Origin of the sequence: Arcicella sp. BE140 (assembly GCF_031456255.1) — a bacterium.
GTDB lineage: Bacteria > Bacteroidota > Bacteroidia > Cytophagales > Spirosomataceae > Arcicella > Arcicella aquatica.
This window is the reverse complement of sequence record NZ_JAVDUE010000003.1, coordinates 44,281-68,805: the sequence shown is the minus strand read 5'-3', so window position 1 is coordinate 68,805 and position 24,525 is coordinate 44,281. Positions and strand designations below refer to the sequence as shown.

At 35.8% G+C, this 24,525-nt stretch carries 22 protein-coding genes; 15 read left to right on the top strand and 7 right to left on the bottom strand.

Annotation, left to right across the window (positions count from 1 at the left end; genetic code table 11):
* Nucleotides 1-4: 4 nt before the first annotated feature.
* Together J2Y60_RS06170 and guaB are read right to left on the bottom strand one after the other, a co-directional pair.
* Nucleotides 5-961: a DUF3078 domain-containing protein gene (locus J2Y60_RS06170; protein WP_309914869.1), complete on the bottom strand. Its 957-nt coding sequence runs from the start codon at nucleotides 959-961 to the stop codon at nucleotides 5-7.
* A gap of 60 nt (nucleotides 962-1,021) precedes the next feature.
* On the bottom strand, nucleotides 1,022-2,491 hold the full coding sequence (guaB, locus tag J2Y60_RS06165) for an IMP dehydrogenase (RefSeq protein ID WP_309914867.1): 1,470 nt from the start codon (nucleotides 2,489-2,491) through the stop codon (nucleotides 1,022-1,024).
* A 192-nt stretch (nucleotides 2,492-2,683) separates the two neighbouring features.
* On the opposite strand from guaB, the gene J2Y60_RS06160 reads away from it, so the two are divergent.
* From J2Y60_RS06160 to J2Y60_RS06140, 5 genes are all read left to right on the top strand, one after another.
* Complete coding sequence (locus J2Y60_RS06160) at nucleotides 2,684-3,589, top strand: FAD:protein FMN transferase (RefSeq protein WP_309914863.1); 906 nt, start codon at nucleotides 2,684-2,686, stop codon at nucleotides 3,587-3,589.
* Nucleotides 3,590-3,664: 75 nt separating this feature from the next.
* Nucleotides 3,665-4,603, top strand: coding sequence for a formylglycine-generating enzyme family protein (locus J2Y60_RS06155; RefSeq protein ID WP_309914860.1), 939 nt, complete (start codon nucleotides 3,665-3,667; stop codon nucleotides 4,601-4,603).
* 221 nt (nucleotides 4,604-4,824) lie between these two features.
* Nucleotides 4,825-6,144, top strand: coding sequence for a Gfo/Idh/MocA family oxidoreductase (locus J2Y60_RS06150; RefSeq protein ID WP_309914858.1), 1,320 nt, complete (start codon nucleotides 4,825-4,827; stop codon nucleotides 6,142-6,144).
* A 149-nt stretch (nucleotides 6,145-6,293) separates the two neighbouring features.
* A complete protein-coding gene (locus tag J2Y60_RS06145; RefSeq protein ID WP_309914856.1) occupies nucleotides 6,294-7,322 on the top strand; it encodes a PDDEXK nuclease domain-containing protein in 1,029 nt (342 codons plus the stop codon).
* 254 nt (nucleotides 7,323-7,576) lie between these two features.
* Nucleotides 7,577-7,870, top strand: a complete 294-nt coding sequence (locus tag J2Y60_RS06140; protein ID WP_309914853.1) for a hypothetical protein — start codon at nucleotides 7,577-7,579, stop codon at nucleotides 7,868-7,870.
* Nucleotides 7,871-7,942: 72 nt separating this feature from the next.
* Here J2Y60_RS06140 and ppk1 read toward each other — a convergent pair whose 3' ends face one another.
* Nucleotides 7,943-10,153 (bottom strand): polyphosphate kinase 1, encoded by a 2,211-nt coding sequence (gene ppk1, locus J2Y60_RS06135; protein WP_309914850.1) that lies wholly within the window; start codon nucleotides 10,151-10,153, stop codon nucleotides 7,943-7,945.
* Nucleotides 10,154-10,302: 149 nt separating this feature from the next.
* The gene (locus J2Y60_RS06130) at nucleotides 10,303-10,791 is read right to left on the bottom strand and encodes a DUF6438 domain-containing protein (protein ID WP_309914848.1); all 489 of its coding nucleotides are present in this window, start codon (nucleotides 10,789-10,791) and stop codon (nucleotides 10,303-10,305) included.
* Nucleotides 10,792-11,052: 261 nt separating this feature from the next.
* Here J2Y60_RS06130 and J2Y60_RS06125 point away from each other — a divergent pair, with 261 nt between their 5' ends.
* The 6 genes from J2Y60_RS06125 (at nucleotide 11,053) to pnuC (ending at nucleotide 15,309) form a co-directional block, all read left to right on the top strand.
* Nucleotides 11,053-11,652, top strand: coding sequence for a sigma-70 family RNA polymerase sigma factor (locus J2Y60_RS06125; protein ID WP_309914845.1), 600 nt, complete (start codon nucleotides 11,053-11,055; stop codon nucleotides 11,650-11,652).
* Nucleotides 11,645-11,836: a hypothetical protein gene (locus J2Y60_RS06120; RefSeq protein WP_309914841.1), complete on the top strand. Its 192-nt coding sequence runs from the start codon at nucleotides 11,645-11,647 to the stop codon at nucleotides 11,834-11,836. The genes J2Y60_RS06125 and J2Y60_RS06120 overlap by 8 nt, the downstream gene beginning before the upstream one ends.
* Nucleotides 11,837-11,868: 32 nt before the next feature.
* A complete protein-coding gene (locus tag J2Y60_RS06115; protein WP_309914838.1) occupies nucleotides 11,869-12,696 on the top strand; it encodes a mechanosensitive ion channel family protein in 828 nt (275 codons plus the stop codon).
* Between the two features lie 289 nt (nucleotides 12,697-12,985).
* Complete coding sequence (gene tatC, locus J2Y60_RS06110) at nucleotides 12,986-13,837, top strand: twin-arginine translocase subunit TatC (protein WP_309914835.1); 852 nt, start codon at nucleotides 12,986-12,988, stop codon at nucleotides 13,835-13,837.
* Nucleotides 13,838-13,927: 90 nt separating this feature from the next.
* The gene (gene nth / locus J2Y60_RS06105) at nucleotides 13,928-14,611 is read left to right on the top strand and encodes an endonuclease III (RefSeq protein WP_309914832.1); all 684 of its coding nucleotides are present in this window, start codon (nucleotides 13,928-13,930) and stop codon (nucleotides 14,609-14,611) included.
* 92 nt (nucleotides 14,612-14,703) lie between these two features.
* Nucleotides 14,704-15,309, top strand: a complete 606-nt coding sequence (gene pnuC, locus J2Y60_RS06100; RefSeq protein WP_309914829.1) for a nicotinamide riboside transporter PnuC — start codon at nucleotides 14,704-14,706, stop codon at nucleotides 15,307-15,309.
* 9 nt (nucleotides 15,310-15,318) lie between these two features.
* Here the strand turns inward: pnuC and J2Y60_RS06095 are convergent, their stop codons facing one another.
* Together J2Y60_RS06095 and J2Y60_RS06090 are read right to left on the bottom strand one after the other, a co-directional pair.
* Nucleotides 15,319-15,837 carry an NUDIX domain-containing protein gene (locus J2Y60_RS06095; protein WP_309914826.1) on the bottom strand — a complete coding sequence of 173 codons (519 nt, stop codon included), beginning with the start codon at nucleotides 15,835-15,837 and terminating at the stop codon, nucleotides 15,319-15,321.
* Nucleotides 15,838-15,951: 114 nt separating this feature from the next.
* Entirely contained in the window at nucleotides 15,952-16,290 is a 339-nt protein-coding gene (locus J2Y60_RS06090) for a DUF6984 family protein (RefSeq protein WP_309914823.1), read from the bottom strand.
* A gap of 227 nt (nucleotides 16,291-16,517) precedes the next feature.
* Between J2Y60_RS06090 and J2Y60_RS06085 the strand changes: the two genes are divergently transcribed.
* On the top strand, nucleotides 16,518-18,830 hold the full coding sequence (locus tag J2Y60_RS06085) for a UvrD-helicase domain-containing protein (RefSeq protein WP_309914819.1): 2,313 nt from the start codon (nucleotides 16,518-16,520) through the stop codon (nucleotides 18,828-18,830).
* A 310-nt stretch (nucleotides 18,831-19,140) separates the two neighbouring features.
* Here the strand turns inward: J2Y60_RS06085 and J2Y60_RS06080 are convergent, their stop codons facing one another.
* Nucleotides 19,141-20,139, bottom strand: coding sequence for a sulfite exporter TauE/SafE family protein (locus J2Y60_RS06080; protein WP_309914816.1), 999 nt, complete (start codon nucleotides 20,137-20,139; stop codon nucleotides 19,141-19,143).
* Between the two features lie 80 nt (nucleotides 20,140-20,219).
* On the opposite strand from J2Y60_RS06080, the gene J2Y60_RS06075 reads away from it, so the two are divergent.
* From J2Y60_RS06075 to J2Y60_RS06065, 3 genes are all read left to right on the top strand, one after another.
* Complete coding sequence (locus tag J2Y60_RS06075) at nucleotides 20,220-20,624, top strand: hypothetical protein (RefSeq protein ID WP_309914814.1); 405 nt, start codon at nucleotides 20,220-20,222, stop codon at nucleotides 20,622-20,624.
* A gap of 439 nt (nucleotides 20,625-21,063) precedes the next feature.
* Complete coding sequence (locus J2Y60_RS06070) at nucleotides 21,064-21,636, top strand: peroxidase-related enzyme (protein WP_309914811.1); 573 nt, start codon at nucleotides 21,064-21,066, stop codon at nucleotides 21,634-21,636.
* A gap of 64 nt (nucleotides 21,637-21,700) precedes the next feature.
* Nucleotides 21,701-24,460: a TonB-dependent receptor gene (locus J2Y60_RS06065; protein ID WP_309914808.1), complete on the top strand. Its 2,760-nt coding sequence runs from the start codon at nucleotides 21,701-21,703 to the stop codon at nucleotides 24,458-24,460.
* Nucleotides 24,461-24,525 lie beyond the last annotated feature (65 nt).

The following is a 24,525-nucleotide window of genomic DNA, read 5'->3' as shown; positions in this document are numbered from 1 at the left end:
ATTCTTAAAATGTATACAAAAAGCCAAGCCCTAAATTTCTTGCCTGTTGGATTTTCGTACTCAAATCGTCGTCATACAATACAATTAAATCAAAAGTAGCACTAAAATATTTATTAATTTTTGCTGCTATTTTCGCATCTATTCTGTTATCAATATGCACCAAAGAGTTGGCATTAATAAAAACCTGATGACGTAATTTTAGATTGATATTTTTGGCAATGTCTTTATCAAAATTCGAGACAATTTGGATAAGGGCAAAATCATTTCTAAATTTCGAACCTACATGAACACCATAAGCTACTTGCAAAGCACCCGTTACGGGGTCTCTTTCTCTTACACCATCATCAGTAACGATTGTTTGACGGATAGCACCAGGAGAAAATACCATTCCAAAATATGGCTTGGGCTTCCATTCAAACCCTATCGATTCGGTAATATACGCAGGTGATAAAAAATTAGAGATTTTTATATCATTCGCTGCTACATCTCCATATTTATAACCCGAAGTAAACTGCGACTGAAAGTTAAACACACCTACCAAAGCCCAGTGTGTGGATAATTTATGACCAACCTTAGAATCAAAGAACAAACGGTCGATGCTCTTTCTAAAACCATTTCCATTATCAAGTAAGCCGTATTGCATTTGCAAATCGTTTACCCAAGTAGTTTTATCTCTGGCGTATTCTCTTTTTGTATTGAAAAAAACCGTAAAACCTGTGGCATTTTGTCCTCCGGGGCTCCAATTACTAAAACCTGCATTACTGAAATTAGCACCATATTGTGTTTTCTTCTTCCAGTACGAAGTATCTTTTTTTATTTCTTTAGGCTTTATTTCCTGAGGTTTTACTTCTTGAGGCTTTGATTCCTGAGGTTTAGTTTCTTGGTTTTTTTTATCCTGTGAAAAAGTATTCAATGAATAAAGTAGGCTTACAATAATGAATAGCAAATGTTGTTTCTTCATATAATATAATTTTTAGTCCGTTATTAATTTTTACAAATAACGGACTAAAATAATTTATTCTTATTTGGCACTGTAGTTAGGTGCCTCTTTTGAAATAGTAATATCGTGTGGATGGCTCTCTCTTGAACCTGCTGCTGTTATCTTTACAAACTTTGCTTTTTGCATCGCTTCTATGTTGCCAGCACCACAATAGCCCATTCCAGCCTTCAATCCTCCTACCATCTGATAAATGATTTCAGAAACTGCTCCTTTGAATGGTACTCTGCCTACAATACCTTCTGGCACCAATTTCTTGATGTCGTCTTCAGCATCTTGGAAATAACGGTCTTTAGAACCATCCTCCATCGCTTCAACAGAACCCATACCACGGTAAGTTTTATATTTACGTCCTTCAAAAAGTACTATTTCGCCCGGTGCTTCATCTGTGCCTGCTAACATCGAACCAATCATCACAGTACTTGCTCCACCAGCAATAGCCTTTACAATGTCACCTGAAAAACGAATACCACCATCTGCAATAATAGGTACGTTTAAGTCGGCAACAGCCAAGGCTGCTTCATAAACTGCGGTTAATTGTGGCATCCCAACGCCAGCAATAATACGCGTTGTACAAATACTACCTGGGCCTACTCCTACTTTAATAGCATCTGCACCAGCTAACGCTAACGCTCTTGCACCGTCGCCAGTAGCAACGTTACCTACAATAACATCTAAATTAGGGAAAGTCGCTTTTACTGATTTCAACGCATCAATTACTCCTTTAGAATGTCCGTGGGCAGTATCAATACTTACTACATCTACGCCAACTTTTACTAAAGCAGCTACTCTTTCTAATAAATCTGCTGTTACGCCTACAGCAGCACCTACTCTTAAACGACCTAAAGAATCTTTTGAAGCATTTGGGTGACTTTTTCTCTTCAAAATATCTTTGTACGTAATCAATCCAATCAATGTTTGGTTGGCATCAACGATTGGTAATTTTTCAATTTTATATTCTTGTAAAATGCTTTCAGCATCTTCTAATGAAATCCCCTCTTTGGCAGTAATAAGATTTACTTTGGTCATTATTTCTGTAACCAATTTTGTCAAATCTTTTTGGAAACGTAAGTCTCTGTTAGTAAGGATACCAATCAGTTTTCCGCCATCGTTAACTACTGGAATACCACCAATTTTAAAATCACGCATGATACGATGTGCATCACCTAAGGTTTGTCCTTCAGTAAGGGTAATCGGATCTATAATCATTCCAGATTCCGAACGTTTTACTTTTCTTACTTGGGCAGCCTGTTGGGCAATAGTCATATTTTTATGAATGATTCCGATACCACCTTCTTGTGCCATAGCAATGGCTAAATCAGCTTCGGTAACAGTATCCATCGCAGCGGAAACAATTGGGGTATTTAAAACAATGTTACGAGTAAGTTTTGATTGCGTACTTGTATCTCGTGGAAGAACTTCTGAATAAGCAGGAAGAAGAAGCACGTCGTCATATGTGAGGGCTTCGAAAAGGAACTTGGATGTATCTAACATGGCAAATATCGTTGATATTGTTATTTGCAAGACAAAATTACTATCTTTTTTGTACTTTTAAAAGATTTCGATAAAAATTCTTATTAAATGATTGTAAAATTCCAATTCATGAAACTGTTTTTTATTTTTTTATTATTTCCACTAACATATTCGTTTGGTCAGTCACTAAAATTTAATTTCTCACAGCCCAAAATGGGCTCTCCTTTTAACATTACTGTTTACGCAAACGACTCTATCCAAATTAAAGAAGTTACGAAACAGGCTTATCTGCTCGTAGATTCGCTCAACCTTATTTATAGCGATTATCTTGAAAATAGTGAGCTTTCAAAATTGAGTACAAAAGCAGGACAAAAATCTTTTACACAGGTGACGCCTGCCTTGTGGGATATTTTACAAAAATCAGTACAAGCTTCTCAGAAAAGCAATGGTGCTTTTGATATTAGTATTGGTAGGGTGGTAAAGCTATGGAGAAAAACCAGAAAAGATAAAATTTTACCCCAACCTATAGTTTTGCAAGAGGCCATTAAAACGGTAGGCTATCGTGCTATCCAGATGAACCCTGCTAATAAAAGTGTCAGACTATCAAATCCTAATACTTTATTAGATTTAGGCGGAATTGCCAAAGGATATATTGCGCAAGTAATTGTAGATTTTTATCGAGCAAAAGGATTTAAAAAAGTTTTGGTAGATGCTGGAGGAGATTTAGCCATGAGTTGGGAAGGCACATCGGGCTGGAAAATTGGGATTAATGTCCCCAATTCAGAAGAGCTAATACAACAATATTTAGTGCTACAAAATCAAGCCGTAGCTACGTCTGGCGATATGTATCAATATGTAACATTCAATGGAAAGTATTATTCCCATATCGTAAATCCTGCTACTGGAATGGGCTTAACCGAACGCAAAAATGTAACAGTCATCGCTCCAGATGGTGCAACTGCCGACTGGTTGGCTACTGCTTGTAGTGTGTTAAGTATAAAAAAGGCGTTGAAACTGATAAAAGCCATGCCCCATTGTGAAGTAATGATTGCTGAAATAAAGGATGAAAAAATCTTGAAATGGCAATCAAAGGGCTTTAATGCCTACTTTGCCCAATAAGTTTTGCACAGATTAAACAGGATATGGTCAAAAAATATTTTTTTTAATTTTACCACAGCTTACTTTAAACATACTATGCAAAAAACACTCTTAATCTTTTTAATTATTCTTTTTCAAGAAACTGTTGCTCAAGATTTTAAGCCTTACGAGCAAACTATTCCGAACACTACCGTAAAATATAAAATGGTGCCTATTCCTGCGGGAACATTCACCTTGGGAAGTCCAGCGTCAGAACAAGGACACGAAGCCGATGAAAGTCCACAAGTAAAAGTAAAAATTGAGCCCTTTTGGATGGGAGCATATGAAGTAACTTACGACGAATATCAGTTATTTTTTGAGGAGGAAAGAGACCCAGAGCCTAAACCAGATGCTATTACTCGTCCTAGTCCACCTTATATAGATTTTACTTTGGGTATGGGAAAAGTAGGAGGCTTTCCTGCTAATTCTATGCAACAATACGCCGCATTGATGTATTGCAAATGGTTATATTATAAAACAGGTATTTTTCACAGACTACCAACGGAAGCCGAATGGGAATATGCGTGTAGGGCTGGAAGTAATACAGCTTATTTCTTTGGCAATGATGCTGCTAAAATAGGAGATTATGCTTGGTTTAAAAGTAATTCAGAGGATAAATACCATCACGTAGGCGAGAAAAAGCCTAATGCTTGGGGATTATATGATATGCTAGGCAATGTAGCGGAGTGGACGCTTGATCAATACGATGAAAGCTTTTATCAGAAGATACAAGCGAATGAGGTTAATCCTTATAATACAAAATTAAAACGTTATCCAAGCACTGTGAAAGGGGGGAATTATCAAGATGAAGCCATACAATTGCGTAGTGCCAACCGTCTGAAATCTGATGCCATTTGGAACAGAAGAGACCCACAAATTCCAAAAAGTAAATGGTGGAATGCTGATTCTCCCTTCGTAGGTTTCAGAATCATCAGACCTGTAAAACAACCAACAAAGGAAGAGGTTGATGCTTTTTTTGAAAGTGTATTGAAGTAAGGAAGAGATTTACCCGCAGATTTTAGAGATTTTAAACCGCTGATTTACACAGATTTTTTTAAGTATTAATCAGCGTATTTTTTTCAGCGGAAATCAGCGGGAAATATATTTTTAGCTTACTAACTAAACCAAAAAAGCATTTAATATATAAAACGACTTTATTGAGTAAATTAAAGCATCACTCAAAATTCATCATTCACAATTCACAACTCTTATTTACTATGAATTTTAATAGACGAGATTTCGTAAAAAGTACTTCCATCATAACTGGTGGATTATTAACCACTCCGTTTTTATCTGAAGCTTCATTCTTCAATAGCAATTCGGATGATACCATAAAAATTGCTGTCATTGGTTGCGGAGGTAGAGGCACAGGAGCAGTAGTTCAGGCATTAAGCACTAAGCAGAATGTTAAGCTAGTAGCGATGGCCGATGCTTTCAAAGACCGCTTGAATCAGTGTTATGAAAATATAACGAGTGATGACCAAGCGCATTTAAAAGCAAAAATCAATGTACCTGAAGACCATAAATTTACGGGATTCGATGCTTATCTAAAAGCTATTCCTTTGGCTGATGTAGTGATTCTTACTACGCCTCCAGGGTTTCGTCCGATGCACTTTGAAGCAGCCGTAAATGCAGGAAAACATATTTTCATGGAAAAACCTGTGGCTACAGACCCTGCGGGTATCCAAAGAGTATTAGCCGCTGCCGAAAAAGCAAAGGCTAAAAAGCTAAATGTGGTAGTTGGTTTACAGAGACATTATCAGAATTCGTACCGCGAATTGATGAAACGCCTGCAAGATGGCATGGTCGGAGATATTGTTTCGGCTTCTGCTTGGTGGAATAATGATGGCGTTTGGACGAATCCTCGCAAACCTGGGCAAACTGAAATGGACTATCAAATGCGCAACTGGTATTATTTCAACTGGCTTTGTGGCGACCATATTACTGAACAACATATCCATAATATTGATGTAATCAATTGGGCAAAAAATGGTTATCCAGTTAGAGCAAGGGGTACTGGTGGTAGAGAAGTACGTAAAGGAAAAGATACTGGTGAAATATTTGACCACCACTTGGTAGAATTTGAATATGCCGATGGCACTATTTTGAATTCTCAATGCCGTCACATGAAAGGCACTTGGGCTAAAGTAGATGAATTGGTGGTAGGAACTAAAGGTAAAATTCAGTTTGATGCCGCTAAAATCACGGACCATAAAGGCAACTCGTTATATGCATTTGATAAGAAAAATAAGGAGAATCAACCTTATCAAACCGAACATGATGAACTGTTTGAAGCCATTGCTAAAGGTGAATACAAATTTGCTGATGCCGAAAACGGTGCGAAGTCAACAATGACTTCTATTTTAGGCAGAATGGCTACTTATTCAGGACAAGTGATTGAATGGGACAAAGCCATTAATTCAGGGATTGATATTATGCCAAAAACTTTGGCATGGGATGCTGATATGCCTTTGAAACCAGATGCTAATGGAAATTATCCTGTAGCTATTCCGGGGAAAACGAAGTATTTTTCATAATATAACAAGTGCAAAAGTGTAGATTAAAGCATCATTATTTTTAGAAACAATTATGTTCAGACCAGCAACTCATGGCATAAGTTGCTGGTCTTGCTATTTTGTTCCTTTGAACTTATCATCGCTATTATATAATTAATTCCAACAAGCTAATGAACAATGGATTAATTTATAAATTTGTAGCATACAAGAAAAATATGGACAATCGGTTTACTGATATTATACAACTAATTAAACAATCTCAGGCGAATGCAATAAGAGCCGTCAATGCTGAATTGATAAATCTTTATTGGAACATTGGAGAATATATTAGCAGTAAAATTGAACAATCTGAATGGGGAGACTCTGTAGTTACTGAATTAGCAAAATACATCCAACAAAACGAACCAGACTTAAAAGGTTTTTCCAATAAGAATATTTGGAGGATGAAACAATTTTACGAAGCTTACAAGGACTTTCCAAAACTCTCAACACTGTTGAGAGAAATTAGCTGGTCTCACAATTTAGCTATCTTTTCAAGATGTAAGACGATTGAAGAAAGAGAATTTTATTTAAAGTTTTCAAAACAAGAAAATTACAGTTTTAGAGAACTCGAACGACAAATATCAGCTAGTCTTTTTGAGCGGATTATGATAGGAAACTCAAAGTTTTCAACAACACTAAGTGAATCTAACCATGATTTTTCAAATGCCTTTAAAGATAGCTATGTATTTGAATTTTTGAGTTTACCAGAAAAACACAGTGAAAGCGATTTGCAAGATGGACTTGTAAAACAAATGAAAAACTTTATTCTGGAACTTGGGAAAGACTTCCTTTTTATTGGAGAAGAATATAGGTTACAAGTTGGCTATAGCGATTTTTACATTGACCTTTTATTTTATCATCGTGGTTTACAATGTTTGGTAGCCTTTGAATTAAAGACAGATAAATTCAAGCCTGAACATTTGGGGCAATTGAATTTTTATCTGGAAGCCTTGGACAGAGACGTTAAAAAGCAAAATGAAAATCCTAGTATTGGAATTTTGTTATGCAAAGACAAAGATACTGAAGTCGTAGAGTATGCTTTAAGTAGAAGTCTTTCACCAACAATGGTTTCTGAATACAAAACTCAACTTCCTGACAAAAAACTCTTGCAACAAAAATTACACGAACTATTTGATAGTGACAAAGAAAAAAAATAGAGATCCAAGTATTTAATAGTCCCCGACTTTATAAATAAAAAGCATTTTCTACACTTACAAATTCTTCATAGTACTTTTTACCATTGCACGTACATTATAAATTAAATAGTCTTATTATCTTAAAAGGTAATAAGCATCAATACCTTCATAAATCAGTATTTAAAATGGATGTAGTTTTTTGCATTTTTTTTATAAAAATAACAATCAATTAAAAATATCGTTATATTTATAAATAATCTTGAAAAAATAAAACTATGGATATTTTTGATTTTGACTATAATTTTCAGGAAAACTCCCAAGGAGGAGGTAATGATTTACTATTATTAGAAGAAAAATGGCTAGGAGAATCTTTAGTTGGATATCTAGTAGAATCACAAACACAAGATTGGCTGATTTCTTTGGTGTTTGTTTCTAGAGAAACTCCTTTAAAATTTATCATCCGAAAACTAGAAAAGACGCCTTCTCAAGTAAAAATGGAGCAATACCGTTTACTTTCATCAAAAACATCAAAACTTTTAAAACCTTTTTATAAGGGTTCATTAAATTAATTTTCAAGTAAAATTAAAGGCGGCTATTTTTATCAAATAGTCGCCTTTAATCTATTATTGATATAACCTGAATTAAACTTCAGTACTTACTTCCTCTTCAATTATCTCTTCTTCTTGAAACAATTTGGCTTCCATTACATCTGCCATACTTACTTCAAAGAATTTTTTATGAATATCAAACTCCTTAGCCCCACATTCTGCTGGCGAGGCACAACGCATATACGACCCATCTTCTTGCATGGTATAAGCATTTACATTGTCTTTCAGGTTCCAATCTAAAATATGAATGGCTTGTTGTTTTACTTGAACCCCATATATTTCAAAAAGAGATTCTATTCTTCTGTCAAAACTCCTTACCATTACGTCTGCTGAACCTCCGTATACTTTAGGCTCGCCATTGTTATGGAAATAATAAATACGGGTATGTTCAAGGAAATCTCCTACGATAGAACGCACCGTAATGTTTTCAGACAACCCTTTTCTTTGTGGACGCAAACAGCAAATCCCTCTTACTATCAATTGAATTTTCACACCCGCTTGCGACGCTTTGTATAATTCATCAATCGTAATTTTATCCTGTAATGAATTGATTTTCAGACAAATTCCACTTGGCAAACCAGCTTTTGCATTAGCAGCTTCATGCTGAATCATTTCTACCAAACGCTTACGCATATCTCTAGGAGCAGTAATCAATCTTTCATAAGAGTGCGGTTGCGAATGACCAGTAATAACATTAAAGAATTCTGAAATATCTCTTGTTAATACTTCGTCAGTAGTTAATAAGCCAATATCAGTATAAAGCTTAGCAGTATCTTCATTATAATTCCCTGAAGACAAATGGGCATAGCTTTTTACTCTGTCACCTTCATTTCTGATTACTTGCAACAGTTTGGTATGGGTTTTAAGTCCCGGTATTCCATAAATCACAAAGCAACCTGCTTTTTGTAAGCGGAGGGCTTCACGAATATTATTTTCCTCATCAAAACGTGCCTTTACTTCAAATAATACCGACACGTGTTTGCCATTTTCAGCGGCGTGTAATAGTGCCTCCGCAATACGCGAATGTTTTGAAATTCGGTAAAGCGTTATTTTAATGGCCAATACCTGTGGGTCTTCTGCGGCTTGTTCTAATAACTGAAGGACTGGCTCAAAGTTGTTAAAGGGATGATGCAAAAGGATATCCCCTTGTTTCATCGTTTCAAAGATATGTTCTGGCTTTTGGGTAAGTTGACCCAACGCTGGAACAGACGCTCTTTGAACATCTTGTCTCGACTTTAATTCGCTATGCTTAATAATTTGCCAGAAGGCTGTAAAGTCAATTAGCGTACTGCTAAAAAATATATCGTTCTTTTCTAGCTTCCAACGCTTTAGCATCATTTGCAACATCCACTCTGAACAACCATCTTCCATTTCGATACGGGTAACTCTACCCAAACGACGGTCTTTGATTTTCTTCTTGATTTCGTCGATAAAATCAGTTTCAGAGTCTTCATGTTCTACTACATCAAAATCACCGTTTCTCGTAATTCTGAACAAAGCAACTGATTCAATTTCTACGTTTTTATAGAGTTTCCAGATTTCGTGACGGATGATTTCTTCAATAGGCAAAAACAATACTTCTTCTTCGCGCTCTACCACATAAAAACGTTTTAGGTTTTGTGGTATCTGAACAAAACTTATTTTTCTGCTTTCGTTAATATTGCTTTCAGTGCGTTCCCCTTCACTTTTAGTAACTACTCCGAAAATCAAGGTTTTACCAAGTAAACTCGGGAAAGTATGCGTATGGTCGAAAACCATAGGCGTAAGCATTGGGTAAATAGTACGATTAAAGTAATCAAGGACTTGCTCCATTTCCTCATCATTGAGGTCATTCAGTCCGACTACTCTAAAACCATTTTCCACAAATTCTGGGAACAATTCCTCGTTATACAACCTTTGTGTTTCTGATACAAAAGATTGTGTGGCAGCCATTAACGTTTTTTTGAAAGGCAATTCTCTCAGACCCGAATAATCTGTACGCTCTTTACCGTAATCGATATAGTTATACAATGACCCTACACGAATCGTAAAAAATTCATCAAGGTTTGAAGCTGTAATCGCTAAGAATTTTAATCTATCGAAAATATTTCTACGTGTATCTCTAGCTTGATCAAGTACTCTTTCATCAAATTTCAACCAACTTAAATCACGGCTGATATAGTCAGACTTCTCAATAACGTCATATGACTTATTAATGACCTTTTCGAGACGACGTTTCTCTTCGGGTGTTTGCTTTGTATTCATAAAATTGTTTAGAAAGGAAAAAAGATTCCCCACAAGAGAATCCTTTACTCTACTGCGTTTTCTGTATTTGGGAATTACACTCATGCCTCAACAAAGTTAAATCTAATAAGAAGATATCCTTATTATAAAATCATTAAATTTCACGCTATCTATTTTTTAACTTTTATCTCGTCAGATACTAAATCAACAAGCAGTTGTTCTAATTGCTTTAGTTCCTCTGGACTTCCATGATAATCTTTAATTTTCAGCGTCTTGGTCTTATCAGTAAAAGAAATATATGTAGTAGGCATATCGGTAATAGGAGCGCTATATTCAGTTTTGAACTCAAAAAAATTAGCGGCTTTAAATTTACTAACAAGCTCTTTTACTTTTCCTTTTGGTAAAGACTTTGAAGATACGCCTATTTTATCAACAAATCTTTCACCTTCATACACTAAGCTATCATTTTCAAATACAGTCATTTTAAATACTGGGCACGTTCCATAACATGGAGTTTTACTTAAAGTAAAAATAATTTTGACTGGTAAATCGGTATTTGAAGACGATTGCTCAGTATCTGACGATGTCCTTTTTTGTGTAGCTTTACAAGCTCCTAGAAAAAAGGCACTTAATAAACAAAAACTTAAGAATAATTTCATGTGCTGTAGGTATTATCATATAAATTTCAACGCCTCTGGTATTAAAAATATTATATAAAACCTTGCGATTTAGCTAATTTAAGGCTTTTCGCTTTTTAAATATATAATAGAAAGTAAATATTTTTTGTTATTTTCGTATTCCAATAACACATAGCGTCACTGCCCACCAAAATTCTTCCTTAAAGTATAAGACCAACAATCGCATTGGTTAGTCACCAAATACGATTAATAATTCATTTATAGCATTTAGCTTTAGTATTAATGAGCCTTAAAAAATTAAGTGACGAACGATTAGTTTCCCTGTTTATAGAAAGTCAAAACAACAGCTATTTTGAACAGTTATATGACCGTTATGCTGATAAAATCTATCGCAAATGTTTATCTTTTGTAAAAGATGAAGCCAAAGCAGAAGATTTTACACATGATATTTTCATGAAACTTGTTTTAAATATTGGTTGCTATAAAGAAACAGCTAAATTTTCAACTTGGCTATATTCTATTACTTATAACTACTGTATAGACCAATTAAGAATTTCAAAACGCTATAATGAACATCTGATTGATGAAAATTTTGATTTGATTGACAATGACGAAGAGGCTGAACTAGCTGAAATGGAAGACCATCGCCTTCGGAAAGCTCTTCAACAGATTGTTGCAGAGGATAAATCTATCTTAATGATGAAGTATCAAGACGAAATGAGTATCAAAGAGATTTCTAATACTTTGGATATTTCTGAAAGTGCTGTGAAGATGCGTTTATTAAGAGCAAAGGATAAGTTAAAAAAGGCTTACCTAGAAAGTTTATTTTTCTGGGGAATAATCATCACCAAAGCTATCCATGTTTTTTTTCATCATGAATAACAATCCATTAAAAAATATCGACTCCGAAAAAAAGGTTCCTGCTCATGTAAAGGCTGCGCTGGTAGCCGAAATAGAGACAATAAGAGTGACTTCTGTACTGGTTGAGTTATTTGTTGGGAATTTCATCAACACTTTAACAAAATCAATCGATATAAATACTGAACAAGAACAATCTGAGATTTAACCATTTCTTTCTTATTGTAAATATTTACCATTATGCCTAACATTCAAGACATCCTCTTTCAGACTTTCCAAAAACTTTTAGAACAATTATTCCTATTTACTCCCAAGGTAATTGGTGCACTCATTTTGTTGATTGTGGGTGTGGTTATCGCTAAAATAACTACCAATGTTCTACAAAAAGGACTTGAAAAAACTGGGTTTGATAAATTAGGAGACAAACTGAATGAAATAGATATTATCAAACGTTTTGGATTAATAAGACTAAGTGCCTTTGTCTCAAAAACACTTTACTATTTCATTATGCTAGTGTTTCTTACAGCAGCGACAGAAACCCTAGAGATGAAGGTGTTGACTGACATGGTTTCTTCATTGGTCAATCTTATTCCTAAGCTAATTGCTTCGGCCCTTATGCTTTTAGCAGGTGTTATGATTGCTGATGCACTCAAGAATTCTGTGATAAATGTTTGTAAGTCATTGAGAATAGAATCGGGTAAACTGTTAGGTAATATTGTTTTCTTTTTCTTTTTGGTCGTGGCATTGATTGCTGCGTTGAAACAAGCGGGTATTGAGACCAGTTTGTTGGAATCTAGCTTCAACCTAATCATTGGTGGCATCATATTATCTTTTGCTGTTGGGTATGGATTGGCTTCAAAAGATGTGCTTGCCAATATTTTGTCGAATTTTTATAGTAAAAATAAATTCAAAGAAGGGCAAACTATTATCCTCGATGGCGTAAGAGGGCAAATTGTTGCCATTGATAATACTTCCATTACACTACAAACAGGCGAAAGTAATACTGTTTTCCCATTGAGTATTTTACAAAATCAGAAAGTAGAAATTATACCCATGACTACTATTTGATTGTTATTCAACCATATTTTAAAATCTCCAAAACCTAGGATAAGGCTTTGGAGATTTTTTTATGCCTGCCTGCAAGTGGCTAATAAATGTTTTTTGAAAAATCTATCTGCCCTATAATAAACAGACAATCGTAAAGGTTATCAGGGTTTTTTGCGTTTTTGATGTACTTTTGCAGTGAAGCAAAAATACCATCACTTGTTTATCAAAGATGAATGGTAGAAACAGAACAAAAAAAGGGGAATATTTAAACGTATTGCCTTTATTAAAATAGCAAATTAATATTCAAAAAATGGCTTTAGACCAAGAATTTGACAAAGAATCAGACGAAAAAGAAGGTGATGAAATGACATTCCTTGACCACCTTGAAGAACTCCGTTGGCACATATTACGTTCGGTAGCGTCTATTTTGGTATTTACAATTGTAGCATGGATTTTTCAAAAAGAAATTTTTGGAAAAATTATTATGGGACCTTCAAAGTCTGAGTTCTGGACCAACCGAATGCTTTGTAAGTTAGCAGATGCTACAGGTGTAGAAGGTTTGTGTTTTACCCAAGCAAACTTTATTTTGCAAAGCAGAGAAGTATCAGGACAGTTTATGATGGCGCTTACGCAATCAATCCTTGTAGGCTTATTGTTTTCTTTTCCTTATTTTTTCTGGGAAATTTGGCGTTTTGTAAAACCCGGCTTAAAAATCACAGAAGCTAAGGCTGCACGTGGAGCTGTTTTCTGGGTATCGTTGTTGTTTTTCATGGGCGTAGCTTTTGGTTATTTTGTGGTTTCGCCAATGGCAATCAACTTTTTGGCAAGCTTTAAACTAGACGAGTCTATCCAAAACCAATTCGATATCAGCGATTATATCTCTTTACTTTCAATGATGACTTTGGCTTGTGGACTAACATTCCAGTTACCAATGATTACCTATGTGCTTTCACGTGTGGGTATTCTTACCCCATCATTTATGAGAGAGTATCGTCGTCATGCTGTGGTTGTTATTCTAATTGTTGCGGCGGTAATTACGCCTTCGCCAGATATGATTTCTCAGCTATTGGTAACTTTCCCATTACTATGTTTGTATGAAGTAAGTATTGTTGTATCGGCACGAGTAAACAAACAACGTGATGCTGAAATGCTAGCAAGCTAAGTTGATATTCATTAAATACTGAATCTGATATTTTTACCCAAAGAAGCCTTTGCCCAAACCGAAGGCTTCTTTTAGATTATAACAATACTGATGCTCAAGAAAGAACGTTATCAAAAGCTTATTGCTTATTTCACCGAAAACTTTCCGATTGCAGAAACGGAATTGCATTATCGCACACCTTATGAACTATTAGTGGCGGTATCACTGTCGGCTCAGTGTACTGACAAACGTGTAAATATGGTAACACCTGCTTTGTTTGAACGCTTCCCTGATGCAGAATCATTATCTAAGGCTGAATTTGATGAAGTATTTAGCTATATCCGTTCTATTTCATATCCCAATAACAAAGCCAAGCATTTAATAGGCATGGCACAAAGATTGGTTTCTGTTTACCATTCTGAGGTTCCTAACTCAATTGAGGAATTACAAACTTTACCGGGGGTTGGTCGCAAAACTGCCAATGTTATTGTATCTGTTATTTATAACCAGCCTGCTATGGCTGTTGATACACACGTATTCAGGGTTTCGCATCGTATTGGGTTAGTTGCCAAAACAGCCACCACTCCATTGGCTGTTGAAAAAGAATTAATGAAATATATTCCTGTAGCATCTGTACCTGTCGCACACCACTGGTTAATTCTTCATGGTCGGTATATCTGTGTAGCCCGTAATCCAAAATGTGGGGAATGTGCCTTGAAAGGCTTCTGTAAATACTATGAAGACCTTGAAAAGAAAGTAATGAAAGAGCAAGCAAAGAAATTGAAAACGGTGTAGCTATCAGCTTTAAGCCTTGAGCTATGAGCTTTGGGGAATTACAATTATTTAAACTCAAAGCTCAAAGCTCATAGCTCACAACTATAAAAACTATGGTATCAACTATACAAGAATATATTCAACAAAACTGGCTAGAGGACTTAGGGATTCTTACCACATTGATTTGTGTTTGGTTGAATACTCGTCAGAATATTTGGGGATGGTTTTGGGCTATTGTTTCTTCTGGCATTTATGGCGTAATATATTGGCAATTCAAACTCTATTCAGATATGGAGTTGCAGGTAGTATTTATTATCCTAAGTATTTATGGTTGGTATCAATGGTTATTTGGTGGCAAAGAAAAAACTGAATTGGCTGTTACTACAATGCCTTCAAAGTTCTGGTTAGCTTGTACTATTATTTTCGTTGCTTTCACGGTCGCTTCTGGCTATATGCATGGTAGATATTCTGATGCTAGTTTGCCTTATATTGACTCTTCGCTTACTGCCATCAGCCTAATTGCACAATGGATGATGGCCCGAAAATATATAGAAAACTGGATTTTATGGATTAGTGCCGACTTTTTTTACACAGGAATGTATTGCTATAAAGGTCTTTATGGTACAGGCGTGCTGTATTTGCTTTTATCTGCCTTAGCCATAAAAGGTTATCTGGATTGGAAAAAGAGTCAGGCTATTAATCACGGGTTTAGTGCATAGCCTGACTCTTTATCTTTTAAACTCTATTACTTCATTAAAAATACCTCTTTTGGCTTGCCAGTCTTTTACCGCTTTTCCCGTACCTGCTGCCCAAGGCAGGATTTCATGGTCTTTTTTTCGTTGAAATTCTAATAGTTCTTCGCTCAGTTGTATTACTCCTGTTGCTCTTACATGATAGGCTATAATTAGTTGGTTCATCCTATGAAATTCATAGAGTCCGACAAATTCTACTATTTCAGCATCAAGGCCTAATTCTTCCTTTACTTCTCTTAAAATACCTTCTTCGGGTGTTTCTCCTGCTTCTAGAAAACCTGTAATCAGGGCGAACCAACCTTCGGGCCACGCAACATTTCTGGCTAAAATAATATCTCCTTCATGTTCTACGATGGCCGCTACTACGGGTGTTGGGTTATTCCAATGTACAAAACCACAATCTTTTTCATCTGGACAAAGGACTCTTTCTCTATCATCTTTAAACTTTGTAATCAAGTCTTTTCCACATTGTGGACAAAAATTCATTTTAGCCATATTTTATATTTATAAAAACGTAGGGACGAATTGCATTCGTCCCATGTGGTGTCCGATATCGTATATTACCTCATTCTGTACAACGTTCGTCCAAAGGTTGTATACTATACGACCCTACATTTGCCGAACAATCACCTCCTCAATTTTTGGATAGATAATCAATGCTGAGAAATCTTCTTTCCAGAAATCTAAATCTAATAATTGATTATATTTATTTTTGGTAAGGGTTATCAATACAGGTACACCATCAATATCATTATATTCTACCTGTATTAAATCTCCATCATAATCATCAGGATTTTTGTTACCAATACTGATACTTCCCATTTTCCCACCTTCATATTCAAATACTTCATTGTCTATTGGGTAATCATCAGTCGTGAGATTCAATTTGGCTAAAAGGGCAATGATAAATTCCTTTTCTATGTCTCTTATTTGTCTGGTTTCGTTCATAATATTATTTCTATTTCCCCGCTGATTTATGCTGATCCCTTCAGCAGATTTATGCAGAAGAGATGTGATATAATAAATTGGTCTATGTTATTCTCTTTTTAAATAAAAATCTGTGAGTAAAAATACACCCGAAATCAACATTTCCAAAACAAAGCAAACTTCTTACTAACCCCTCCCTTATTTTTTCGTAATTTTGGGGTCAATTCAATTTGAGTTAAAAAATTTATATGGATTACTTAAAAGGTTTAAACGAACCGCAACGTGAAGCGGTACAACATATAGACGGTCCTTTGATGATTATCGCTGGTGCAGGCTCTGGTAAAACTAGAGTACTGACTTATCGTACAGCATATTTAATCGAAAAAGGCGTTGACCCATTCCAAATTTTACTACTGACTTTTACCAATAAAGCTGCCGGTGAAATGCGACAGCGTATCGAAAATGCTGTAGGGAGCGATGGCAAAAATCTTTGGATGGGCACTTTTCACTCTGTATTTGCCAAGATTCTTCGTTTTGATGGAAAACATTTAGGATATACGTCCGACTTCTCTATTTATGATACCGACGATTCTAAATCGTTAATTAGAGCTATCGTAAAAGAGCGTGGTCTCGACGATAAAGTGTATAAAGCCAATGTAATTTTCAACCGTATTTCAGGAGCAAAAAACCGCTTGATTGGGCCAGATGAATATTTGAACAATCCTGTGATTGCTGCGGATGATGCGGCAGCTAAATTACCAGAAATGGGCAAATTGTATAAAATATACGCTTTACGCTGTTTTCAGGCTAATGCGATGGACTTTGATGATTTGCTGTACAATACGAATATTCTTTTCCGTGACCACCCTGCGGTATTGGATAAATATCAACGCAAATTCAAATACATCATGGTAGATGAGTTTCAAGATACCAATATTTCACAGTATTTGATTGTCAAGAAATTATCTGAACTATCGAAAAATTTGTGTGTAGTAGGTGACGATGCCCAGTCGATATATGCTTTCCGTGGTGCAAGTATTGATAATATCTTGAATTTGGAGAAAGATTATCCAAATATGGCTACTATCAAGCTTGAACAGAATTATCGTTCTACTAAAAATATTGTAGAGGCTGCCAATTCCATCATTGCCAAAAACAAAAATCAGTTAAAGAAAAAGGTATTTACTGAAAATGAGGAAGGTTCTTTGATTGAACTGATTAAAGCCAGCTCGGATAATGAAGAAGGGCGTTTGATTGCAACCCACCTTTTTGAATCAAAAATGGCACATGGATTACGCAATACAGATTTTGCCATTTTATATAGAACCAACGCACAGTCTAGATCTTTTGAAGAGGCGCTACGGAAGTTGAATATTAAGTATAGAATTATTGGCGGTTTGTCTTTCTACCAACGCCGTGAGGTAAAAGACCTATTAGCTTACTTCCGTTTTGTGGTCAATCAAAGAGACGAAGAGGCTTTTAAAAGGATTATCAATTTACCCAAAAGAGGTATTGGTGATACTACCATTGCTAAAATTGCAGTAACTGCTTCTGAAAACCAGATTTCTGTCTGGGAAGTAGTTTCAAATATCAAGCAATTCCAAGCAGGACGATTTGCGGATACCATCGAAGGTTTTGCTGACTTGATAAAGTCTTTTAAAATCATGGTGGAAGCTGATAAAAAAGATGCTTATGAAGTAGCTTCGCACATTGCCAAAGCATCAGGATTATTGCGTGAATTGCATGAAGATAAAACAGTAGAGGGACTTTCACGCTATGAAAACGTGCAGGAATTATTGAACTCTATCAAAGAATTTGTGGACGATAACGAAGTGGAGGAGGAAGACAAATCGCTTTCTAGCTTCTTGCAAACGGTTTCTTTATTAATCACTGCCGATAGCGACGACCCTGATGGTGATAATGATAGAGTAACGTTGATGACTATCCACGGAGCAAAAGGGTTGGAGTTCAATCATGTGTATGTAGTAGGTATGGAAGAAGACCTTTTCCCTAGCCAAATGATGTTGCAAAGCAGAGCAGATTTGGAAGAAGAGCGTAGATTATTCTATGTAGCGATTACTCGTGCTGAGAAAAAACTGATGATGTCTTATGCTGAAAGTCGCTATCAATACGGACGCTTGAAACCATGTGAACCAAGTCGTTTCCTTGATGAAATTGATCCAAGTTTTTTACAGTTTGCTAAAAATATTCGTCGTGCCGAAGAAAGACCAGCACCACAAGGATTTGTTAGAATGACCAATCGTGAGCAAAAGGCTCCTGACTTTAGCACGCCTAATAAGCCAACGTCTACTGCCAATTTAATAGCCAAACCAGCACCTCGCCCAGTTGTTGGCAATAGCTATGTGCCTTCACAAGATTTTGTACCTAGCGATACGAAAGCCTTGGTAGAAGGCGACCGAGTAGAACATTTAAAATTTGGTTTCGGGAAAGTAAAAAAGATAGATGTTAATGGAACCGACCGCAAGGCGGTGATTCAGTTTGAAGGAACAATTGGTGAGAAAACACTATTATTGAGCTTTGCTAAGTTGAGGATTTTGTAGGTTATTAAGTTCTAAACTTTATCACTAGCGGGTGACTTAAGTACTATCAATTACCCACATCTTTTAAAAAGTTAAAATGAAGATGTGATTATTGATAAAATTGGTTTAAATCGCCTTTCAAACCGAACTTTGGTCGCCTCATTTCATAGCCTGACTACGTGAAGCTCTTATCCCTAGCGAGGGACTTAAGTCCCTCGCTAGGGATAAGAATATGATTGTCAATCACTTATGTATTGTGAGTAATCAATAGGACTTAAGTCACACGTTAGTGATGAATAATTTTACTTAACTTATATGTAAAGACAAATTTCTACTCCTCCAACATCCTATTATTCTTCATTTTAGCCAAATACACAAAAGTACTTAACCCTGCTAACAGTGTAATCAGACACATAATTAACTGCAAAACACTAGGTTTAATTACCCACATAGCCCCAACAAATTGAACAATCAGGATGATATACAAGAAAGTCGCTACGGCTTTTCGAGGTACTTTGCTGATAACAAATGCGCCTAGTGGAGCAAAAAAAGCGACAAAAGGAATACAAGCTAGCCACATTTCAAAAGCCTCTGGTTGAAAATCATTAATCACACCTGCGTGTAAGAAAAAGCCTAACAGTGTTTCCAACGTCATGATAATAACAGACGATGGTACAGCTACTTTCTCATCAATCCGATAATAAATCGTCATCAAACAGAAAGAGAAGATATTGATACCTGTACCAAAGATTGATGAAATCATTCCTCCTACTAATCCAAAAAATAGCAATCTCACCATATCTGAACGTTGAAAAGACTGGATAGCATCAAATACTTCACGCTTGGGTTTGGTGTTTTCATGCCATAAAACCAAGCCAAAGCTAAGCCATAAGGACACAAAAAATAGTTTTGCCAAAGGGGGCGAAATAAGCGGAACGATATAATATGTACCAAAAATTAATCCGAAAACACCTCCGAATGTTACATATTTAATATAATTCCACTCAACTTTTATTTTTAAATTTAAAATCAGTAAACTTGCTGATGTCATTCCTATACTTTGAATAGCGAAAGCAAAATTTCGGGCAATGGCTGGGGGAATTTTAAGCAATAATGTAAAAATGGGATAGGCAATGGCAGCACTGCCTTCAGGGCTAGACCCTGCAATGAATGAACCAAAAATCATTGTGAGTACTGCATATCCATGTTTTAAATAAATGTAAAAGCTATTGGTCGTTACCATGTAATACATCCAAACACTCAATACCACTATCAAGAATGATAAGTAAAGCCAAGGCAATTTGATTTTTTTCAGTTTGTCGGTTTGCATCAATAAAAATCTTTAATTTTACGGGAAACAAAGGTAAACGCATTTTTCAATCATAAAAATTCTCATTCAAGAGTATCATTATGCAAAATATAGAGGAAATACTTCAAAAATTAATAGCCGAGCATAATTTCTTAAAAGATATGCAAGAACGCATCGTTGGGAATCATGATATTATGATTGAGAATCAAAAGCGTAATGCGGATAATCACGATTTGGTGATTCAAAATCAATCTACGATTATCAAAAACCAAGAAATTATCGTTAACAATCAAGTAAGCATTATTCGTAATCAAAAACAAATTGCTGATAATCAGATTACCCTTTCTGTGATGTTACAAACTCAAACGCATTTACTGAATTTAGTCAAGAAACTATCAGGTCAGGAAGAATCTTTAGAAGATACTGGCAAGTTTGTTCAACAACTAAAAAATCAAGTTATAGAACACTTAAATAGTCCTTCTTTGAATGACCCGCAAACTATTTAATTAGTCTGCAAATATCATATAATGCTTTTATACCCTGCCAGAAAATCAATTGTTTTCTGGCTTTTTTTTAGTCTTCACTATCCTTCTTTACTATCCCTCGCTATCGGTTTATTAGCCGACCCAATTAATAAATCATCTCTTTTATTTCCATATTTTCCCTTTTTATGGAAAATCAAAAATCGTCATTTTTGACCATAATGCCTACAATTTATTCACAAATTCTATCATTATTCAATAAAATGTCTTGTTCTTCTCTTACTTCTCCACAATCTGCTCATATCTAAAATTAATTATTCCAAATATTTGGATTTATTTGTTATTATTCCATAAATTTGGAATAATAAATTTATTCAAATATTTCTGTGATATATACAATTTAATATTACACGATATACGCTCACAAATACTTTACTGAAAAGAAAATAAATTCCTAATTATCATGCCTTATATCCCTTTAGAAAGCCACTTGCCAGGCATTACTGGTCTACTAGAATATCGCCAAGATACTGCTCAACCAATTCGTGAGCTTACACAAATTTTATTGCGTGGAGAATCAACGCTTACAGAAGGTGAACGTGAGTTAATTGCGACACTGGTCTCTTCTAAAAACCAATGTAAGTTTTGTACAAGTGCACATACTTCGGCAGCCAATATACTTTTAGGAGAATCTGAAACGTGTGAAATGGTAAAACAAGATTTTGAATCGGCTCCAGTTTCTGGAAAAATGAAGGCTTTATTAGCAATAGCGGCACTGGTTCAGCAAAATGGAAAAAATGTTAGTGCTGAGAGCATCCTGCGTGCTAAAAATGTAGGAGCTACTGATCGTGAAATTCATGATACAGTGTTGATAGCCGCCTTGTTCTGTCTTTACAACAAATATGTGGATGGCTTGGCAAGTGTAACGCCCGCAGAACCTGCTTTTTACGAAAGATTAGGGCAACGTATTACTACTAACGGTTATAACAGAGTACCTGCCATCTATGAACAATTGAAAAAAGAGGCACATTCATAGTAATGACTTCTCCAAATTTTCTAATGAATACCCACTAATTATCTCATACTAAAACTTATTATCCATGAAAAAAATCTTTACGCTGACTATTATATTACTTAATTCAATCGCTGTAATTGCACAAAATTTTACTGGTACTATCACAGATGCTGAAACTAAAAAGCCTTTGGTTGGGGCAAGTGTTACCATCAAAGGCAAAAACACTGGTACTATTAGTAATAACCAAGGTTTTTTTAGCTTAAAAACCTCCACAAAACCTCCGTTTACGCTAGTATTCACCATGATTGGCTTTGAACGCCAAACTATTGATGTAACAGACAATAACCCTATTACTGTTTCTCTTAAAGCTGGCGATGAGCTTTTACAACAAGTAGTTATTTCTGCCTCGAGAATAGAAGAAAATATCCTGAAATCACCAATTAGTATTGAAAAGATAGATTCAAAGGCTATTCAGCAAAGCCCCTCAGTAAGTTTTTATGATGCTTTGGTGAATGTAAAATCATTGGATATGGTTACGAGTGGTCTTACTTACAAACAAATAAATACACGTGGCTTCAACTCAACAGGGAATAGTCGTTTCTTACAATTGATTGATGGCGTCGATAATCAGTCACCAGGCTTAGGTTTTGCCGTAGGTAATCTTTTTGGTTCTTCGGATTTAGACATCGAAGGTGTAGAATTAATACCGGGTGCAGCCTCTGCTTTGTATGGCCCAGTGGCTTTCAATGGTTTATTAATGACTACTTCTAAAAATCCTTTTACCTACGAAGGTCTATCTGTTCAAACAAAAGTGGGTATTAATCATGTTTCTGACAATGCTTCTGGAGCAAAACCATTTACTGATTTTGCCCTTCGTTATGCCAAAGCATTCAACAACCGCTTTGCGTTTAAATTAAATACATCTTACTTGAAAGGAACGGATTGGTATGCTAACAATTATACAGACATTGACCCTAATACGCCTGCTGCTCAACGTGGTGATAGTAACCCAGGAAGAAATGCCTTGAATATTTATGGAGACGAAGTAGCTCAAACCATTACAGGAATCGGACGTGTTTCTCGTACTGGTTACGAAGAAAAAGACTTAGCCAATTATGGTGTCTATTCTACTAAACTGAATGCGGCTTTGCACTATAAAATCTCTGAAAGCTTAGAAGCCATCTATCAAGTAAATTATAGCCAAGGAACTGCCAATTATACAGGTAGTAGCCGTTTTGCTTTAAACGATTTTAAGTTAATTCAAAATAGAGTAGAGCTAAGAGGAACTAACTTTTTTATCAGAGGCTATTCTACCGCCGAACAATCTAACAACTCTTATAATACTCGTTCTTTAGGTCAGCTTATTAACCGTACTTGGGTAAGAGACTTAAATGGAAATGTAGTAACGCCAGATAAAGCTGATGCTACTTGGTTTGAACGCTATACTGCTGCCTATACAGGAAAAGTAACGAGTGTGGGTGCTCAAGACCACAGTGCTGCCAGAGCTTTTGCCGACCAAGGACGTTTTATACCAGGTTCTAGTGACTTTGAACAACAAAAAAGTAAATACATCGCTACTGCTGGCTTAGGCGGTGCGGGTGTATTAAGCAATAGTAAACTCTACCACATAGATGCTCAATATGATTTAAGCCAAACCTTGAAAGTTGTTAACTTATTAGTAGGCGGAAGCTATAGGGTGTATGATATGGAAACCAACGGTACTTTATTTGATGATAAAATCAATAAAGTGAGTGTAAAAGAATATGGCGTTTTTGCACAGGCTTCTAAATCAATTTTAGAAGACCAATTGAAACTAACATTATCGGGTCGTTATGATAAAAACGAAAACTTTAATGGCAGTTTTACACCACGTGCTTCTGCGGTGTTTTCTCCATCAACAAATCATAATTTTAGAGCATCGTATCAAACAGGTTTTAGAAACCCAACTGTACCAGACCAATTTATTAAACTAAACGTTGGCCCAATCATTATCTTAGGAGGTGCGCCAGCTAACAGTGCGGGCTTAAATGCTTATGAAAACTCATTCACGGCCGCTTCGGTAGGTGCTTTTGCGAGTGGCTTCTCTAGCGATTTACAGAAAGGTGTTGCTTTCCCAACGGCCGTTGAAAACAATAAAAGCAAGCTTGTAAAATCAAATGTACCATATATCAAACCTGAACAAACACAGAGTTTTGAAATAGGTTACAAAGGATTATTGGCTCAGAAATTCTTAATTGATGTAAACTATTACAGAAGTACGTTTACTGATTTCTTGATTAACCAAGTAGTTATTCGCCCAAGTAGTAATGTTTTAAATTCAGACGGAACGATTAATTCAGCAGCGGCACAAGATATTTTAGGAGGAAAAACTCAGGCTTTCCAACTTTATACCAATGCCGCTGACAAAGTAAGTTCACAAGGCGTTTCTTTGGGATTAACTTACTTTTTACCAGACAATTATCGTGTTGGCTTCAACACTACTTGGTCTGACTTCAACATTATGGATGCCAACCCTAATAATATTCCAGCCTTCAATACGCCTCGTTGGAAGACTAACTTAACCCTTAGCAATTCAAAAATCACTGACCGCCTAGGGTTCAGTGTAGCATGGCACTGGCAAGAATCATTTGACTGGTACGGCACATTTAATGAAAACCGTCCTGGGAATGTTCCTGCTTATAGCTTGATAGACGCACAAGTGAATTATCGTGTACCTGCCTTAAAAACTACCGTAAAATTAGGCGCGAACAATTTGACGAATAACTATATCGTACAAGCTTACGGTTCGCCCGCAGTAGGTGGTTTATACTATGTTTCACTGACATTTGATGAACTATTTAGATAGCTTACAGATTCTCTCTTCCTCTAAATCCTATTTACAATTATAACTATTAAAAACCTTGTTAAAAT